The sequence below is a fragment of the Pseudoalteromonas sp. MMG033 genome, from assembly GCF_057197785.1.
Window position 1 is genome coordinate 1,107,501 of the sequence record NZ_CM170070.1, and the last position, 19,391, is coordinate 1,126,891.

Annotated in this window: 13 protein-coding genes, 1 tRNA gene and 1 rRNA gene (1 of these 15 only partly in view); all 15 read right to left on the bottom strand. The window is 44.3% G+C overall.

Annotation, left to right across the window (positions count from 1 at the left end; translation table 11 throughout):
• Positions 1-26 (bottom strand): 16S ribosomal RNA (locus AC2CZC_RS05040) (it extends 1,507 nt beyond the left edge of the window).
• Between the two features lie 1,158 nt (positions 27-1,184).
• Positions 1,185-2,369 carry an elongation factor Tu gene (gene tuf, locus AC2CZC_RS05045; protein ID WP_069949079.1) on the bottom strand — a complete coding sequence of 395 codons (1,185 nt, stop codon included), beginning with the start codon at positions 2,367-2,369 and terminating at the stop codon, positions 1,185-1,187.
• Positions 2,370-2,426: 57 nt separating this feature from the next.
• Positions 2,427-4,541, bottom strand: coding sequence for an elongation factor G (fusA, locus tag AC2CZC_RS05050; protein WP_046354626.1), 2,115 nt, complete (start codon positions 4,539-4,541; stop codon positions 2,427-2,429).
• 27 nt (positions 4,542-4,568) lie between these two features.
• Complete coding sequence (gene rpsG / locus AC2CZC_RS05055) at positions 4,569-5,039, bottom strand: 30S ribosomal protein S7 (protein WP_063361551.1); 471 nt, start codon at positions 5,037-5,039, stop codon at positions 4,569-4,571.
• Positions 5,040-5,141: 102 nt separating this feature from the next.
• Positions 5,142-5,516, bottom strand: coding sequence for a 30S ribosomal protein S12 (gene rpsL, locus AC2CZC_RS05060; protein WP_010387308.1), 375 nt, complete (start codon positions 5,514-5,516; stop codon positions 5,142-5,144).
• Between the two features lie 428 nt (positions 5,517-5,944).
• The gene (rpoC, locus tag AC2CZC_RS05065; RefSeq protein ID WP_284022923.1) at positions 5,945-10,126 is read right to left on the bottom strand and encodes a DNA-directed RNA polymerase subunit beta'; all 4,182 of its coding nucleotides are present in this window, start codon (positions 10,124-10,126) and stop codon (positions 5,945-5,947) included.
• 104 nt (positions 10,127-10,230) lie between these two features.
• Complete coding sequence (gene rpoB, locus AC2CZC_RS05070; RefSeq protein ID WP_039611460.1) at positions 10,231-14,256, bottom strand: DNA-directed RNA polymerase subunit beta; 4,026 nt, start codon at positions 14,254-14,256, stop codon at positions 10,231-10,233.
• Between the two features lie 264 nt (positions 14,257-14,520).
• Positions 14,521-14,883 (bottom strand): 50S ribosomal protein L7/L12, encoded by a 363-nt coding sequence (rplL, locus tag AC2CZC_RS05075; protein WP_023400585.1) that lies wholly within the window; start codon positions 14,881-14,883, stop codon positions 14,521-14,523.
• Between the two features lie 71 nt (positions 14,884-14,954).
• On the bottom strand, positions 14,955-15,449 hold the full coding sequence (gene rplJ, locus AC2CZC_RS05080; RefSeq protein ID WP_023400586.1) for a 50S ribosomal protein L10: 495 nt from the start codon (positions 15,447-15,449) through the stop codon (positions 14,955-14,957).
• A gap of 337 nt (positions 15,450-15,786) precedes the next feature.
• A complete protein-coding gene (gene rplA / locus AC2CZC_RS05085) occupies positions 15,787-16,491 on the bottom strand; it encodes a 50S ribosomal protein L1 (RefSeq protein WP_023400587.1) in 705 nt (234 codons plus the stop codon).
• 6 nt (positions 16,492-16,497) lie between these two features.
• On the bottom strand, positions 16,498-16,926 hold the full coding sequence (gene rplK, locus AC2CZC_RS05090; protein WP_010387320.1) for a 50S ribosomal protein L11: 429 nt from the start codon (positions 16,924-16,926) through the stop codon (positions 16,498-16,500).
• A 185-nt stretch (positions 16,927-17,111) separates the two neighbouring features.
• Positions 17,112-17,669, bottom strand: coding sequence for a transcription termination/antitermination protein NusG (nusG, locus tag AC2CZC_RS05095; RefSeq protein WP_023400588.1), 558 nt, complete (start codon positions 17,667-17,669; stop codon positions 17,112-17,114).
• Between the two features lie 4 nt (positions 17,670-17,673).
• Positions 17,674-18,051, bottom strand: a complete 378-nt coding sequence (gene secE / locus AC2CZC_RS05100) for a preprotein translocase subunit SecE (protein ID WP_023400589.1) — start codon at positions 18,049-18,051, stop codon at positions 17,674-17,676.
• A 128-nt stretch (positions 18,052-18,179) separates the two neighbouring features.
• Positions 18,180-18,256 (bottom strand) — tRNA-Trp (locus AC2CZC_RS05105).
• 309 nt (positions 18,257-18,565) lie between these two features.
• Complete coding sequence (gene deoC, locus AC2CZC_RS05110; RefSeq protein WP_484584041.1) at positions 18,566-19,324, bottom strand: deoxyribose-phosphate aldolase; 759 nt, start codon at positions 19,322-19,324, stop codon at positions 18,566-18,568.
• Between the last annotated feature and the right edge of the window lie 67 nt (positions 19,325-19,391).

Sequence of the window (19,391 nt, forward strand, 5' to 3'; positions counted from 1 at the left end):
TGAGCCATGATCAAACTCTTCAATTAAAAGTTTTTTTGAATCCGAAGATTCGTGCTCAATGAATTCTGTATAAATTGACTATATAGTCACTCATAAGAAATTGAGACTCTAATTCTTTTGCTCCTGAATCAAGAGCTGTTAGAACTCAATCTGTACGAGTGCCCACACAGATGATTGCTTCATATTTTTAAAGAACAGTTTAACTAACCCTTGGTTAGTTACCGCAGCGTTGCTGCGAAGTGGAGCGCCATATTAACCGCTTCACTTTTAAAGTCAACTAGAAAATTTAATTTATTTTCAATTAAGCTTTCAGTTTGGCTTTATCCTTCACTTTGGTTTGCGTTTTCTCTCGCATCCCGCCGTGTCAGTGGGTGCGCATTATAGGGAGATCTGAATTTGGATCAAGTGTTTTTTATAAAAAACTTATAAAAACACGCCTTTCGAACAAAAAACAGACCAAACCACCTTTTTTTGTATATTTAACATACAAAAATTAAAAAAGATCATGCAAGGCATTCATCTGAGATCAATTAGATCATCAATTAATCCTCTAATTAAAGATGATTTACTTGCTATATAGTTTATGATCTTTATATGTTTGTTGAATGGCCCTACTTTTACCCAAGCTACCTAGTACAAGGTACTAACGAAAAGTAACAAAGCGAGCACGTTTACTTTGCATAAGGTGAATATCGTGCGAAAGGTTTATGGCAAATCGCGAAGCGCTGACACTCTTTCGCGCAAGGTGAAGTGAGCCGTTAACCGAAGATAACCAGTGCACCTCCAGAAACGCAGCAACTGAGATAAAACAAGCAAAATATGGATCCTGAAACGAGTTCAGGGTGACGTAGTGCAAAATGTAACGACAACGAGCGAAGCGAGACCGTTCTATTTGCGCAAGAGGAGTGTAAAAGGTTAGCGACAGTGAACGAAGTGAATTCGCTCTTTTTACGCAAGGTGAATATCGTGCGAAAGGTTTGTGACACAGCGCGAAGCGCTGACACTCTTTTCGCGCAAGAGGAGTGTAAAAGGCTAGCGACAGTGAACGAAGTGAACACGCTCTTTTTACGCAAGGTGAAATAAGCCGTTTTAACCACAGCTCAGACAGAAAAAAAAACATAAAAAAAGCCGCTCATTGAGCGGCTTTTTACTATTCGTATATCGAATTAGTTAACGTGTAACTATTACTCGATGATTGATGCTACAACACCAGCACCAACTGTACGGCCACCTTCACGGATAGCGAAACGTAGACCTTCGTCCATCGCGATTGGGCAGATTAGCTCTACAGTCATCTTGATGTTGTCACCAGGCATTACCATTTCTACGCCGTCTGGTAGCTGGATGTCACCAGTTACGTCAGTTGTACGGAAGTAGAACTGTGGACGGTAACCTTTGAAGAAAGGAGTGTGACGACCACCTTCATCTTTAGAAAGTACGTATACTTCTGAAGTGAACTTAGTGTGCGGCTGGATTGAACCAGGAGCTGATAGTACTTGACCACGCTCAACTTCGTCACGCTTAGTACCACGTAGAAGTGCACCGATGTTCTCACCAGCACGACCTTCGTCTAGAAGCTTACGGAACATTTCAACACCCGTACAAGTTGTCTTCGTAGTTTCTTTAACACCTACGATTTCAACTTCGTCGTTCACGTTGATGATACCAGCTTCAACACGGCCAGTTACAACTGTACCACGACCCTGGATTGAGAATACGTCTTCGATAGGCATGATGAATGGCTTATCGATGTCACGCTCTGGCTCTGGGATGTAAGAATCTAGTGCTTCTGCAAGCTCAACGATCTTGTCTTCCCACTCTTTCTCACCTTCTAGTGCTTTAAGCGCTGAACCTTGGATTAGTGGTAGGTCATCACCTGGGAAATCGTACTCAGAAAGAAGTTCACGAACTTCCATCTCTACTAGTTCGATTAGCTCTTCGTCATCAACCATGTCACATTTGTTCATGAATACGATGATGTAAGGTACACCAACCTGACGTGAAAGTAGGATGTGCTCACGAGTCTGAGGCATAGGACCATCAGTTGCAGCAACTACTAGGATCGCGCCGTCCATCTGAGCAGCACCAGTGATCATGTTTTTAACATAGTCAGCGTGTCCAGGACAGTCAACGTGTGCGTAGTGACGAGTTGGAGTATCGTACTCTACGTGTGAAGTTGCGATTGTGATACCACGCTCACGCTCTTCTGGAGCGTTATCGATTTGAGCGAAGTCACGTGCTTCACCACCGTATACTTTTGCAAGTACGTTAGTGATTGCTGCTGTTAGAGTTGTTTTACCGTGGTCAACGTGGCCGATTGTACCAACGTTAACGTGCGGTTTTACGCGTTCAAACTTTTCTTTTGCCATTTTAAAATTTCCTATAAAGAAATTAAAGTCCAGCCCTAAGACCGGACCGAACTAAAATTACTTAACAGCGCGAGCTGCAATTATTGCGTCGGCAACGTTTTTCGCCGCTTCTGCGTACTTGGAAAATTCCATTGAGTACGAAGCACGACCTTGCGTTGCAGAACGTAAATCAGTTGCATAACCGAACATTTCAGACAGTGGTACTTGTGCATTGACAAGCTTAAGACCACCAAAAGCGTCTTCCATGCCTTCGATCATGCCGCGACGACGATTTAAGTCGCCTACTACGTCACCCATGTTTTCTTCAGGGGTAGTGACTTCAACTTTCATAACAGGTTCTAAAAGCACTGGTTGCGCTTCTAAAGCACCATTTCTGAAGCCAATTGAACCGGCGATCTTAAAGGCCATTTCATTTGAGTCAACGTCGTGGAAAGAACCGTCAAATAACGTCGCTTTCACACCTAACAGAGGATAGCCCGCAAGCACACCTTGTTTCATTTGCTCTTGAATACCTTTATCAACCGCTGGGATATATTCCTTAGGAACCGTACCGCCTACGATTTCATTAACGAATTCGTAAGTTGGTGCGTCTTCATCAGAAAAGTCCATTGGTTCCAATTTCAGCCATACGTGACCATATTGACCACGACCACCAGATTGACGTACGAACTTACCTTCAGCTTCTACAGAACCACGGATGGTTTCTCTGTATGCCACTTGCGGCTTACCAACGTTACATACAACGTTGAATTCACGTTTCATACGGTCAACAATGATATCTAGGTGAAGTTCACCCATACCAGAGATGATCGTTTGACCTGACTCTTCGTCAGTTTCAACACGGAAAGACGGGTCTTCTGCTGCTAGTTTACCTAGCGCAATGCCCATTTTTTCCTGATCAGCGACTGTTTTCGGCTCTACCGCTACTGAGATCACTGGCTCTGGAAATTCCATACGCTCTAGTGTGATCACTGAATCTTGAGAACAAAGCGTGTCACCAGTGGTAACGTCTTTAAGTCCAATCGCAGCAGCAATATCACCGGCGCGAACTTCTTTAATTTCTTCGCGCGAATTTGAGTGCATCTGAACAATACGACCAAAACGCTCTTTCTTGCCCTTAACAGGGTTATAGACAGAGTCACCTTGACCAACTGTACCAGAATAAACTCGGAAGAAAGTCAATGTACCAACAAACGGGTCTGTCGCAATCTTGAACGCCAACGCCGCAAACGGCGCGTCGTCACTTGCTGGACGAGTAGCTTCAGAGTCGTCCTCAAGGATACCCTGAATCTCTTTAACCTCTGTTGGTGAAGGCATGAATTCAATCACAGCATCAAGCACAGCTTGAACACCTTTGTTTTTGAATGCACTACCACATGACATTGGCACAATTTCGTTGCTCAATGTTAGTTGACGAATCGCAGATTTAATCTCTTCTTCGCTCAACTCACCTTCTTCTAAATATTTGTCCATTAGTTCTTCAGTCGCTTCAGCTGCACTTTCAACTAAGTGAGAGTGCCACTCTTCAGCTAGATCCTGAAGTTCTGCCGGGATCTCTTCATAAGTGAAAGTCATGCCCTGGTCACTTTCGTTCCAGTTAATGGCTTTCATTTTGATGAGATCAATAACACCTTTAAATTCGTCTTCAGCACCAATTGGTAACTGAATAGGCACAGGTGTCGCACCAAGGCGGTCTTTCACCTGATCCACAACTGCCAAGAAATCTGCACCAGTACGGTCCATCTTGTTAACGAAGATCATACGAGGAACTTCGTATTTATTGGCTTGACGCCAAACAGTTTCTGTTTGTGGTTGTACGCCTGATGAAGCACAAAGAACAACAACTGCACCATCAAGTACACGCAAAGAGCGTTCTACTTCGATAGTAAAGTCTACGTGTCCTGGAGTATCAATGATATTGATGCGATGCTCAGGGAACTGAGCATCCATACCTTTCCAGAAACACGTTGTCGCAGCAGAAGTGATGGTAATACCACGCTCCTGCTCCTGCTCCATCCAGTCCATAGTTGCAGCACCATCATGTACCTCACCAATTTTGTGAGATAAGCCCGTGTAATAAAGTACACGTTCTGTCGTGGTGGTTTTACCTGCATCTACGTGAGCACAGATACCGATGTTACGGTAGCGCTCAATTGGAGTAGTACGTGCCATAATATCCTCTTAAAGGTCTTGGGCAGATTACCAACGGTAGTGAGCGAATGCTTTGTTCGCTTCAGCCATACGGTGAACGTCTTCACGTTTCTTAACCGCAGTGCCTTTGTTTTCCGCAGCGTCAAGGATCTCTTGTGCAAGACGAAGACCCATTGATTTCTCGCCACGCTTACGTGCAGAGTCTACTAACCAACGCATACCTAATGCGTTGCGACGAACTGGACGTACTTCAACTGGTACTTGGTATGTAGAACCACCAACACGACGAGACTTAACCTCAACCGCAGGGCGTACATTTTCAAGTGCAGCTTCAAAGATTTCTAGGTGCGACTTGCCTGATTTTTCAGCAGCCACGTCTAGCGCACCGTATACGATTTTTTCAGCAGTAGATTTCTTGCCGTCTAACATTACTACGTTAACGAATTTAGCAAGAAGTTCTGATCCGAACTTCGGATCTGGAAGAATTTTACGTTGACCTATTACGCGTCTTCTAGGCATTTTATCTCTCCGATATCTTCAGGTTCGTTTTTTTCAACGAATACCCAAAACAAATTATTCAATATTAAAACTTAAGTGCTTGGCCTTACTAACGGAGAACCATTAGCCCTTAGGACGTTTTGCACCGTACTTAGAACGACCTTGTTTACGATCGTTAACACCCGCACAGTCAAGCGCACCACGTACAGTGTGGAAACGCACACCTGGTAAGTCTTTAACACGACCACCACGGATAAGGATTACACTGTGCTCTTGAAGGTTGTGGCCTTCACCGCCAATGTAAGAAGTTACTTCGAAACCGTTCGTAAGACGAACACGCGCTACTTTACGTAATGCAGAGTTTGGTTTCTTTGGTGTAGTTGTATATACACGAGTACATACACCACGCTTTTGAGGACAAGCTTTAAGAGCAGCAGAGTTGCTCTTTGTAACCTTGCTGCGACGTGGCTTACGTACTAGCTGGTTAATAGTTGCCATTAAATAGCTCCTGATTAGTTAAAATTACTACTGAAAAAATAAAATCGACCCAAATTTTCCTTCCATTTTAATGGAACGAATAAATGGGTGGCCGAATTTTAATGAGCAAAGATTAACCTGTCAATAAAAATCCATTTTACAGCGCTACTTTTCGTCGATTTTGTGGTTTTTTACACCCACTCACTGACAATGTGCCTAATCTCAAAAAACCGATAACATGAAATAGCACAACCACGATTCAACCGTGTCAGACCATTATCCGTTAGCTATCCCTCAATCAGAAACAGTGCAAAACGCTAGATATTGACAGTTTTATGAGACATCAAGATGACACCTATATTCTTTGCTTCAAGTTTATTTGTGCGCAAGATCAAAAAGGCCGCCCTATTGGGCGGCCTTTTAAATATCGACTATGTCGTCTTTAGAGCTTACTTATTGCCACCTAGTAGGTCAGCATTAAGTGCATCTGTTAGCGCTTGTGACGCTTCTTCTGCACTTACTGTTTGCTCTTCAGCTGGTAGTTCGCTTTCTTTACGACGGTTGATACGCTCTTGGTGATACGCAAAACCAGTACCTGCTGGGATCAAACGACCAACGATTACGTTTTCTTTCAGACCACGTAGCTCGTCGCTCTTACCATTTACAGCTGCTTCAGTTAGGACACGTGTTGTTTCCTGGAACGATGCTGCTGAGATGAATGACTCAGTCGCTAGTGACGCTTTAGTAATACCCATCAGCTGAATTTCAAACTTCGCTGGGATCTTACCTTGCTTCTCAAGTTCACGGTTAGCAATGTTAACACGTGCAACTTCAGCTTGCTCGCCTGCTAGGAACTCAGTGTCACCACCGTCGATGATGATACACTTACGCAGCATCTGACGAACGATCGTCTCAATGTGCTTATCGTTAATCTTTACACCCTGTAGACGGTATACTTCCTGAACTTCGTTCGTGATGTAGTTTGATACATCAGTCACGCCACGTAGACGTAGGATGTCATGTGGAGACTCAGGACCATCGGCAATAACTTCACCTTTAGCAACCTGTTCACCTTCGAACACGTTAAGCTGACGCCATTTCGGGATCATCTCTTCGTAAGCATCACCTTGCTCAGGCGTGATCACTAGACGCTTCTTACCTTTCGTCTCTTTACCGAAGCTCACAGTACCTGTGATCTCTGCAAGGATTGCAGGATCTTTTGGCTTACGTGCTTCGAATAAGTCAGCAACTCGAGGTAGACCACCGGTGATATCACGAGTCTTCGAACCTTCTTGCGGGATACGTGCTAATACGTCACCCGGCTGAACAGTTGCCCCGTCTGTGATTTCAATCGTGGTGAATGAAGGTAGACGAATTTCTTGTAGGCCACGCTCTTCGTTTTCAATGATTAACTTAGGCTCTTTTGCATTCACCTTAGCTAAGTCTTTAACAACAACACGCGTTAGACCAGTAAGCTCATCAGTCTGTGCTTCTGTGTTTGAGTCATCGATATCGCTGAACGATACTTTTGACTGATGCTCGATAACGATTGGGTGACTATGCGGGTCCCACGTAGCAACAATATCATTACCTTTAACTTCAGCACCGTCTTGTACAGAAAGAACCGCACCGTAAGGTACTTTATAACGCTCTTTCTCACGACCTTGCTCATCGATAACCGTGATTTCAGTCGAACGTGAAGTTACAACGATCTTGCCATCAGTATTCAATACATATTTTGCATTGTGTAACTTCATGCTACCGTTGTTTTTAACTTGTACGCTGTTTTCAGCAGATGCTCTTGATGCCGCACCACCGATGTGGAACGTACGCATCGTAAGCTGTGTACCTGGCTCACCGATTGACTGAGCAGCGATTACACCGACTGCCTCACCTGGATTGATGATGTGGCCACGTGCAAGGTCACGACCGTAACAGAATGCACAAACACCAAAATCATTTTCACAAGTGATTACAGAGCGTACTTTAACTTCATCTACTGAGTGCTCTTCTAAAAGGTCACACAGTTTTTCGTCAAGCATTACGTTACGCTCAACAAGTACGATGTCAGTACCTGGCTTACATACGTCTTCAGCAACAACACGACCTAGAACACGCTCGCGAAGTGGTTCTACAACGTCACCACCTTCGATTAGCGGCTTCATTACTAGACCTTCTAACGTACCACAATCTGATTCGTTGATAACCAAATCTTGTGCAACGTCTACTAGACGACGAGTTAGGTAACCCGAGTTCGCTGTCTTAAGTGCGGTATCGGCAAGACCTTTACGTGCACCGTGCGTCGAGATGAAGTACTGAAGTACGTTTAGACCTTCACGGAAGTTAGCTGTGATTGGCGTCTCGATGATTGAACCATCTGGACGTGCCATTAGACCACGCATACCCGCTAGCTGACGTATCTGAGCTGCACTACCACGTGCGCCCGAGTCGGCCATCATGAATACTGAGTTGAAAGAGTCTTGTTGCTCTTCTTCACCCTGTGCATTCACTACAGTGTCTTTCGATAAGTTCGCCATCATTTCACGTGAAAGGTTTTCGTTAACACGTGACCAGATATCGATAACTTTGTTGTATTTCTCACCTGCTGTTACAAGACCAGACTGGAACTGTTGGTTGATTTCAGCAACTTCAGCTTCAGCGCGCTCGATGATTTCAGTCTTAGTAGGTGGAATAACCATATCGTTAATACCGATAGATACACCTGACTTCATCGCATAGTGGAAACCTGTGTACATCACTTGGTCGGCAAACACAACAGTGTCTTTCAGACCTAGGCGACGGTAACACTCATTAAGAAGACCAGAGATCTGCTTCTTACCAAGTGCTCTGTTGATAAGCTCAAACGGTAGACCTTTTGGCATGATCAATGAAAGGATCGCACGACCTACTGTTGTATCAACAACGTGAGTTTTTTCCGAACGCTCGCCAGTCTCTTCGTCAACAATAGTCTCTGTTAGACGAACTTTAACGCGTGCGTGAAGCTCTGCGCTACCTGTACGGTATGCTTTTTCAGCTTCTTTCGGGTCTTTAAACGCAATACCTTCGCCTTTCGCATTGATGCGATCACGCGTCATGTAGTAAAGACCTAGTACAACGTCCTGTGAAGGAACGATGATAGGCTCACCACTTGCAGGTGAAAGGATGTTGTTTGTAGACATCATTAGTGCACGTGCTTCAAGCTGTGCTTCTAATGTCAACGGTACGTGTACCGCCATTTGGTCACCATCGAAGTCAGCGTTATACGCCGCACACACCAATGGGTGTAGGTGGATTGCTTTACCTTCGATTAGTACCGGTTCAAATGCTTGGATACCAAGTCTGTGAAGTGTAGGAGCACGGTTCAATAGAACTGGGTGTTCACGGATCACTTCATCAAGTACGTCCCAAACCTCTGGTACTTCACGCTCTACCATCTTCTTCGCAGCTTTGATGGTAGTCGCCATACCACGGCGCTCTAGCTTACCGTAGATGAATGGCTTAAATAGCTCTAGTGCCATCTTCTTCGGAAGACCACACTGGTGAAGTTTAAGCGTTGGACCAACTGTGATTACAGAACGGCCTGAGTAATCAACACGCTTACCAAGAAGGTTTTGACGGAAACGACCTTGCTTACCTTTGATCATGTCTGCAAGCGACTTAAGTGGACGCTTGTTAGAACCCGTGATCGCACGACCACGACGACCGTTATCTAATAATGCATCTACCGCTTCTTGTAACATACGCTTTTCGTTACGTACGATAATGTCTGGTGCAGCCAAGTCTAATAGACGCTTCAGACGGTTGTTACGGTTGATAACACGACGGTATAAGTCGTTCAGATCTGAAGTCGCAAAACGACCGCCATCTAGTGGTACTAGTGGACGTAGATCTGGTGGAAGTACTGGTAGCACGCTCATGATCATCCACTCAGGGTTGTTACCTGATTGGTGGAAAGATTCCATAAGCTTAAGACGCTTAGTAATTTTCTTGCGCTTAGTCTCAGAGTTAATTGTAGGTAACTCTTCACGCATTTCTGCGATTAGTTGACCAAGGTCTAGTTCGCGAAGTAGATCAAGTACAGCTTCTGCACCCATCTTAGCTTCGAACTCATCACCGTGCTCTTCTAGTGCATCTAGGTACTCTTCTTCACCTAATAGCTGACCACGCTCAAGCGTTGTCATACCAGGCTCTGTTACTACGAAAGATTCGAAGTAAAGTACACGTTCGATGTCACGAAGTGTCATATCAAGCATTAAGCCGATACGAGACGGTAGTGATTTAAGGAACCAAATGTGCGCAACTGGGCTTGCAAGCTCAATGTGACCCATACGGTCACGACGCACTTTAGTTAGTGTAACTTCAACGCCACACTTCTCACAGATAACACCACGGTGTTTTAATCGCTTGTATTTACCACACAAACATTCGTAATCTTTTACTGGGCCGAAGATACGGGCACAGAATAAGCCGTCACGCTCAGGCTTGAAAGTACGGTAGTTGATTGTCTCAGGTTTCTTTACTTCACCGTATGACCATGAGCGAACCATGTCTGGCGAAGAAAGACCAATGCGAATTGCATCGAATTCTTCGGTCTTATTTTGTTGCTTCAGAAACTTAAGTAAGTCTTTCACCTTAGCTCTCCTGTCGGAGTTAATCTTGAGGGCAAGCATTGCTCACCCCTTCATTCTTTACAGTTACAGTCCGGATTGGCAGCTCAGTAGAGCTGCCGGTCGGATTAACTTTCTTCCAACTCGATGTTGATACCTAGCGAGCGGATTTCTTTCAACAATACGTTGAATGACTCAGGCATACCCGGTTCCATCTTGTGGTTACCGTCTACGATGTTCTTATACATCTTAGTACGACCGTTTACGTCATCCGACTTAACTGTCAACATTTCCTGTAGTGTATAGGCAGCACCGTATGCTTCTAATGCCCATACCTCCATCTCACCGAAACGCTGTCCACCGAACTGTGCTTTACCACCCAGCGGCTGCTGAGTAACTAGGCTGTAAGAACCCGTTGAACGCGCGTGCATCTTGTCGTCTACTAAGTGGTTTAGTTTCAGCATGTACATGTAACCAACAGTTACTTGACGCTCAAACGCATCACCAGTACGACCATCATAAAGCGTAACCTGACCACTTGATGGGTAACCACCCAGCTCTAGTAACTCTTTGATTTCGCTTTCTTTAGCACCATCGAATGCTGGCGTCGCGATTGGTAGACCACCTTTAAGGTTGTTAGCTAGACGACGAACTTCGTCATCAGAGAAGCTAGCAATGTCTACTTCTTGACGGCAGTCACCAAGCTCATACGCTTTCTTGATGAAATCACGTAGCTCATAAAGCTCCGCTTGTTCTTTCATCATGTCTTCGATGCGCTCACCGATACCACGTGCTGCCAGACCCATATGCGTTTCAAGGATCTGACCGATGTTCATACGAGATGGTACACCTAGTGGGTTAAGAACGATGTCTACCGTACGACCTCTTTCATCGTAAGGCATATCTTCTACTGGTACGATTGTCGAGATAACACCTTTGTTACCGTGACGACCAGCCATCTTATCACCTGGTTGGATACGACGTTTAACAGCTAGGTAAACTTTAACAATCTTAAGTACGCCCGGCGCTAGGTCATCACCTTGTGTGATCTTGCGACGCTTGTTCTCAAACTTCTTGTCGTATTCAGCTTTAAGCTCATCGTACTGTGCAGCAAGTTGCTCAAGTTCTGCTTGTTGTGCTTCATCAGCAAGGCTCTGAGTCAATAGCTTTTCAGCACCTAGAAGTGCAATTGCATCTTCATTTTGACCAGATTCAACAAGTAACTTACGCGCACGGTTTAAAATACCGCCTTCAAGGATCTTGAACTCTTCGTTGAAGTCTTTCTTCGCTTCACGAAGCTGCATTTCTTCAACTTCTAGTGCACGCTTGTCTTTTTCAACACCATCACGTGTGAATACTTGAACGTCGATAACAGTACCAGATACAGAGTTAGGTACACGTAAAGAACTATCTTTGACGTCAGACGCTTTTTCACCGAAGATTGCACGTAGAAGCTTTTCTTCAGGTGTAAGCTGCGTTTCGCCTTTCGGTGTTACTTTACCTACTAGGATATCGCCGCCTTTCACTTCAGCACCGATGTAAACAACACCAGACTCATCTAGTTTGCCAAGTGCAGACTCACCTACGTTAGGAATATCAGCTGTGATCTCTTCTGGACCAAGCTTCGTATCACGAGCAATACACTGTAGCTCTTGGATGTGGATCGTGGTTAGACGATCTTCTTGCACAACTCGCTCAGAAAGTAGGATTGAATCCTCGAAGTTGTAACCATTCCAAGGCATGAACGCAACACGTAAGTTCTGACCAAGTGCCAAGTCACCTAAGTCCGTTGAAGGACCATCAGCAAGTACGTCACCACGTACTACTGGCTCACCAACCATACAAGTTGGTTTTTGGTTGATACATGTGTTTTGGTTCGAGCGCGTGTACTTTGTTAAGTTGTAAATGTCGATACCCGCTTCACCTGGAACGCGCTCATCTTCATTAACGTTAACAACGATACGGCTCGCATCAGCGTACTTAACTACACCGCCACGCTTAGCAACGATTGTTACACCTGAATCTTTTGCAAGTGTACGCTCGATACCTGTACCTACTAACGGCTTATCAGCGCGTAGTGTTGGTACTGCTTGACGTTGCATGTTCGATCCCATCAATGCACGGTTTGCATCATCGTGTTCAAGGAATGGGATAAGTGCCGCTGCCACAGAGATAACCTGCTGTGGAGATACATCCATATACTGGATGCTGTCGCTAGGCATAAAGGTTGATTCACCTTTATGACGACATGGAATTAGCTCTTCTGCGAACTGATTTTCTTCAGTCAAGTTTGTATTCGCCTGTGCGATTACGAACTGACCTTCTTCAATTGCAGATAGGTAATCAACTTCGTCAGTAACGATGCCGTCAACAACTTTACGGTATGGAGTCTCTAGGAAACCATAGTCGTTTGTACGAGCATACGTTGACAATGAGTTGATTAGACCGATGTTTGGACCTTCAGGCGTTTCGATTGGACAAACACGACCGTAGTGCGTTACGTGTACGTCTCGAACTTCGAAGCCTGCACGCTCACGTGTCAAACCACCCGGACCTAATGCAGAAATACGACGCTTGTGCGTTACTTCTGAAAGCGGGTTGTTTTGGTCCATGAACTGTGACAACTGAGAAGAACCAAAGAATTCTTTAACAGCTGCAGAAATCGGCTTAGCGTTGATCAAATCTTGTGGCATCACGTTATCTAGATCACCTAGACTTAGACGCTCACGTACAGCACGCTCAACACGTACTAGACCAACACGGAATTGGTTTTCAGCCATTTCACCAACAGAACGAATACGACGGTTACCTAAGTGGTCGATATCATCCACTTCACCTTTACCGTTACGAATGTCGATAAGGACTTTCATAACAGAAACGATGTCTTCTTTGCTCAGTGTGCCTGGGCCTGTATCTGAATCATAACCAACACGGCTATTGAACTTCATACGACCTACTGTTGATAGATCATAACGCTCATCAGAGAAGAATAGGTTATCGAATAATGCTTCAGCAGCATCTTTCGTTGGTGGCTCGCCTGGGCGCATCATGCGGTAGATTTCTACCAATGCTTCTAGGCGGTTTGAAGAAGAATCAATACGAACAGTCTCTGACATGTACGCACCGCTGTCTACTTCGTTGATGTAAAGCGTATCGATCTTAGTGTGACCCGCTTTCACAAGCTCAGCCATTAGCTCTAGCGATAATTCAGCATTCGCTTCAGCAATGATCTCACCTGTTGACTCATCGATGTAGTTTTTAGCAACTACGCGACCAATGATGTACTCATGTGGTACTTCAAGTTGCGTGATGCCTTTTTTCTCGATGTTTTTGATGTGACGAGCTGTGATACGACGGCTCTGTTCAACCAATACCTCACCGTCTGCATCTTTAATATCGAATGCAGCAGTTTCACCACGTAGGCGAGATGGTACTAGTTCCATCATCACTTTACCGTTTACTACTTCGAAGCTTGTCGTTTCGAAGAACAGATCAAGAATTTGCTCTGTTGTGTACTCTAGTGCACGTAAAATGATTGAAGCCGGTAGCTTACGACGACGGTCAATACGAACGAAAAGGTTATCTTTAACATCAAATTCAAAGTCTAACCATGAACCACGGTAAGGGATAACACGTGCGTTATAAAGCACTTTACCCGATGAGTGTGATTTACCGCGGTCGTTATCAAAGAATACACCAGGTGAACGGTGTAGCTGAGAAACGATAACACGCTCGGTACCGTTAATAACGAAAGTACCTGTGTCTGTCATGAGCGGGATCTCGCCCATGTAAACTTCTTGCTCTTTAATGTCTTTGACTGTGCCTGGAGCTTCTTTGTCCATTAACACAAGACGTAATTTAACGCGAAGTGGAGCAGAATAAGTCACGCCGCGAATTTGACATTCTTTTACATCGAATACTGGTTCTCCGATACGGTAACTCACGTATTGAAGTTCAGAATTGCCCGAGTAGCTTTTGATAGGGAATACAGAACGGAATGCAGCTTCCAATCCAGTATCGCCATCCGCGTCCGGCGTAATGAATTTTTTAAACGATTCCAACTGCGTTTGCAAAAGGAAAGGTATATCCAAAACTTGTGGACGTTTACCAAAATCCTTACGGATACGTTTCTTTTCAGAATAAGAGTAAGCCATGGGGTTCCTCAGCTTGCTGATCTTTGACCCAACCTGTTCATGCAGAACAGCATTCATTGGCATCTAAGCCATGATAACAACATCTAAATTGTCTACCTAAACCCAACAGTTTCCCAAAAGGTTTAAATTATTGAAAAACTTGAAGAATTTAGGTTTTTATTGCGCAATAGTAATACTTTCGCTCTAGAGCGCAAAAGGGCCGGTGATTAAAAAATCACCAGCCCTTGCCTGATTTCTCAGGCAGCGAACCTAGCGTATGCTAGATTACTTGATCTCAACTTCAGCACCAGCTTCTTCAAGATCTTTCTTAAGTGCTTCAGCTTCTTCTTTAGAAACAGCTTCTTTGATTGGCGCAGGAGCAGACTCAACAAGAGCTTTTGCTTCTTTAAGGCCAAGACCAGTTGCACCACGTACAGCTTTGATAGCAGCAACTTTGTTACCGCCAGCGCCAGCTAGGATTACGTCGAACTCAGTCTTCTCTTCAGCAGCTTCAGCTGGACCAGCAGCAACAACAGCAGCAGCTGCAGTTACGCCGAATTTTTCTTCCATTGCTTCAACTAGTTCAACAACTTCCATTACTGACATTTCAGCAATCGCGTCAAGGATTTGGTCTTTAGTTACAGACATTTTAAGTTTCCTAATTAATCACGAACCCATGAGGTTCAAAAAATTTATTGGTGAAAGAGTAAAAGGTGCGATTAAGCAGCTTCTTCAGCTTTCTGAACACGTACAGCTTCAATTGTTTTAACCAATTTACCAGCTGACGCTTCTTTCATAGCGCTCATTAAGCGTGCAACAGCTTCGTCGTAAGTAGGTAGCTTAGCAAGCATATCTACGTCAACAACATTGCCTTCAAATGCAGCCGCTTTCAGTTCGAACAACTCGTTTTTCTTTGCGAAATCAGCAAAGATACGAGCAGCAGCACCTGGGTGCTCTGAAGAGAAAGCGATTAGGCTTGGGCCTACTAGCGATTCGTTAAGGCACTCATAATCAGTACCTTCAACAGCGCGTTTTGCAAGCGTGTTACGGACAACTTTCATCCATACGCCTGCTTCACGAGCTTCTTTACGAAGCGCAGTGATAGCATCTACTGTTACACCACGAGAATCTGCAACTACTGCAGATAGAGCACCTTTGGCAGCTTCGTTGACTTCAGCAACAATTGCTTTTTTGTCTTGAAGATTTAAAGCCATGGGTGTTACTCCTGGTTAATATGGGAACAAGTCCCCAGTTCTACTTTACTCACAGTCAAATGACTATGAGCTGCTTTTTACGGCGAGAACCAGAAGATTAGGAAAAATCTAGCTGGGATTCACACCGTCTACGTAGGAAGATTAAGTAACTAGGTTACACCTACGGTCTTGGACGGAAACGCAATTTATCGATTTTATTGTAGACCAAATTTGATAAACAACAGTTCGAAATTATGCGCTTCAACCCGAATTCTTTGCTTCGTTGGAAGTGACTTCTCAACGAAATGGCGCAAAATTATAGTCTAATTTTTACGCCATGTAAACGCTAAAATCTAAATTACGCTAGTTGCGTGTTTAGAGTAGCTTGGTCTACAGCAACACCCGCGCCCATAGTCGTTGAGATGCTTACTTTCTTCAAGTAAGTACCTTTCGCTTGAGAAGGCTTCGCCTTCTTAAGAGCAACGATAAGTGCTTCAAGGTTTTCTTGAAGCTGGTTCGCGTCAAAGTCAACCTTACCGATTGTAGTGTGGATGATACCGTTCTTGTCGTTACGGTAACGAACCTGACCAGCTTTAGCGTTTTTAACTGCTTCTGCAACGTTAGGCGTTACAGTACCAGTTTTAGGGTTAGGCATAAGACCACGTGGACCTAGGATTTGACCTAGTTGACCAACAACGCGCATTGCATCTGGAGAAGCAACAACAACGTCAAAGTTCATTTCGCCTTTCTTAACCTGCTCAGCAAGGTCTTCCATACCTACTAAATCAGCACCAGCTTCTTTAGCAGCGTCTGCGTTAGCACCTTGAGTGAATACAGCAACGCGTACTTCACGACCAGTACCGTGTGGTAGTACAGTTGCACCACGTACGTTTTGGTCTGATTTACGAGCGTCGATGCCAAGGTTTACAGCAACGTCAACACTTTCAGTGAATTTAGCAGTAGCTAGTTCTTTAAGAAGAGCAACAGCTTCGTTGATTTCGTACTCTTTAGTTACGTCAACTTTCTCGCGGATTACGCGCATACGCTTAGTTAATTTAGCCATTCTCAATTACCCTTCTACATTCAAGCCCATTGCACGTGCAGAACCTGCAATCGTGCGTACAGCTGCGTCCATATCAGCAGCAGTAAGGTCAGGACGTTTAGTCTCAACAATCTCTTCTAGTTGTGCACGTGTTACAGTACCAACTTTCTCAGTGTTTGGACGGCCAGAACCAGACTTGATACCTGCAGCCTTCTTAAGAAGGTAAGATGCAGGTGGAGTTTTCATATCAAAAGTGAATGAACGGTCGTTGTAAACAGAAATGATTACAGGAACTGGTGCACCTTTTTCGATAGACTCTGTACGTGCGTTGAACGCTTTACAGAATTCCATGATGTTTACACCGTGTTGACCTAGTGCAGGACCTACTGGAGGACTAGGGTTAGCCATACCAGCAGCAACTTGTAGCTTGATTAAAGCTTCAACTTTTTTAGCCATGTTAATAACCTCGTTAAATGGGTCTTAGCCTTGTGCGCGCGAGGACGCGTACTCAAACGGCTTCCCGATTAAAAAATTCTTTCTTTTCGTGGCAGACGTATTCTACCTACAAAAAGGCCGCTGATTATAGTTTAATCAGCGGCCTTTTTCAATTATTTTTTGCAATAGTACAAAAATACTGCAAATTAAGTATCTTGCTCTACCTGACCGAACTCAAGGTCAACCGGCGTTGAACGACCGAAGATAAGTACAGATACTTTTAAGCGGCTCTTTTCATAATCCACTTCTTCAACAACACCGTTGAAGTCTGCAAATGGACCATCAATAACACGAACCACTTCACCCGGCTCAAACAGCGTCGCTGGCTTAGGTGCTTCAGCGTTCTCTTGAAGACGGTTAAGAATACGATCAGCTTCACGCTGACTAATTGGTGCAGGACGATCAGATGTACCGCCAACAAAGCCCATTACACGTGGTGTGCTATTCACCAAGTGCCAAGTCGCGTCGTTCATCACCATTTGAACAAGGACGTAACCTGGGAAGAATTTACGCTCAGACTTGCGCTTTTGACCAGCACGCATCTCTACAACTTCTTCTGTAGGTACTAGTACTTCACCGAAGTCTTCTTCTAAGCCTTCAATTTTAATGTGCTCAATAATAGTTTGAGCAACGCGCTTTTCAAAACCAGAAAACGCCTGAATTACGTACCAACGTAATTTCTTTTCTTTGTTCTCATCCGACATGGGATCAGATCTCCAATCCAGTTAAAAAGCCAACAGCACGGAATAGCAAGCCATCTAATCCCCAAAGGATAAGTGCCATTACTACAGTTGCTGCCATCACGATAATTGTAGTATGCGTTGCTTCTTGACGCGTAGGCCATACAACTTTACGAACCTCAATACGAGATTCCTTTGCAAAAGCAATAAAAGTACGACCTTTTTCAGTCGTCGCAGCGATACCTAGAGCGGCACCCACAGCAACTACAACACCAACTGCGCGTACTAACGCAGACATGTCCGCGTACATATAGTTACCAACTACTGCGCCAGTGAGTAGTACAACTGCAACTAGCCATTTTACCGTGTCCATCGAGCTAGACGGGTTTTCAACATTAGTGCTCATAATTGTTTTACCTTAAATACAGACACAACAACCCTGTCTTAGACAGGGTTAATCCATTAAATCCAAATTTATAAATAAGCGACGAGTGCAACACACATTATTTTAAATTTGGACTAAAAAGTATTGAGTGGCAGGGGCGGCAGGACTCGAACCCGCAACCATCGGTTTTGGAGACCGCTGTTCTACCAATTGGAACTACGCCCCTGCAAAGTGGATGCCCATTATACTGACGAACAAACTGAAAACAAGTGTAAAAGTTATACATCGTACGATTTTCACAACTTTTGTTTTTCAATCAGTTATTAAACACAGCTACAAGCCATCACATTTAACACAAAACTCATCGCTACAGACACGATTATTTGTAGCAATATAAGGGATATTGGTGGAATTAGATTAAATATCAAGTGTTAGTCAGATCAAACTCGCCTATTTTGTATGACAAACTGTCGTAAATAGTTAACGAGAACAAAAAATAAAGCGATGTATACAATGCATCGCTTTATTGATGCACTTAATCCTGCTTAACCACTTTTTTTACATCTGCCAGCAAGCTAGATGCCCCAAATCTAAACATGGATGGCTGAGCCCAATCATGACCCATGAGATTCGCTGCCACATCAAGGTAAGGGAGCCCTTGCGAAACAGTCTTAACCCCGCCAGCCGCTTTAAAGCCAACCGCTCTACCATTGACTTTAATGCGTTCAATCATCACTTGCGCAGCTGCTAAAGTCGCATTTACAGGCACTTTACCTGTACTGGTTTTAATAAAGTCGGCCCCAGCTAAAATCGCGATATCACTGGCTTGTGCGATTAATTCTGGTTGTTCTAATACACCCGTTTCGATAATCACTTTCAGCTTTATAGAAGTGCCACAGACTTTTTTACTTGAGTGCACATATTGCCACGGCGTATCCGGATCACCTGCTATTACTTGATTATAAGGCAACACCAAATCTATTTCATCAGCACCGTCGTCAATCGCTTGTTGTGTTTGCGCGAGCACTTGAGTCAGTGGTTGCTCACCACAAGGGAAATTCGTGACCGTCGCCACCTTGATACTTTGCCAACCCCGTGATGCCAACTCCGCTTTACATAGCGCTACAAATTGCGGATATACACATACCGCGGCGGGCAATGCTATATTTGCATCTATACTGTCCAGCATCGCAATGATACTTTGCGGTGTATCATCGTCATTAAGCGAAGTTAAATCCATTAGTTCAAGCACGCGTATCGCATCGCTCGCCGTAGCTTGCTGCTGTGTACTCATTACGTCTCCTTAAAACTTCAAACCACCCCATGGTTTAATAGCTATCAAACAGTCTTACTCGTATGCT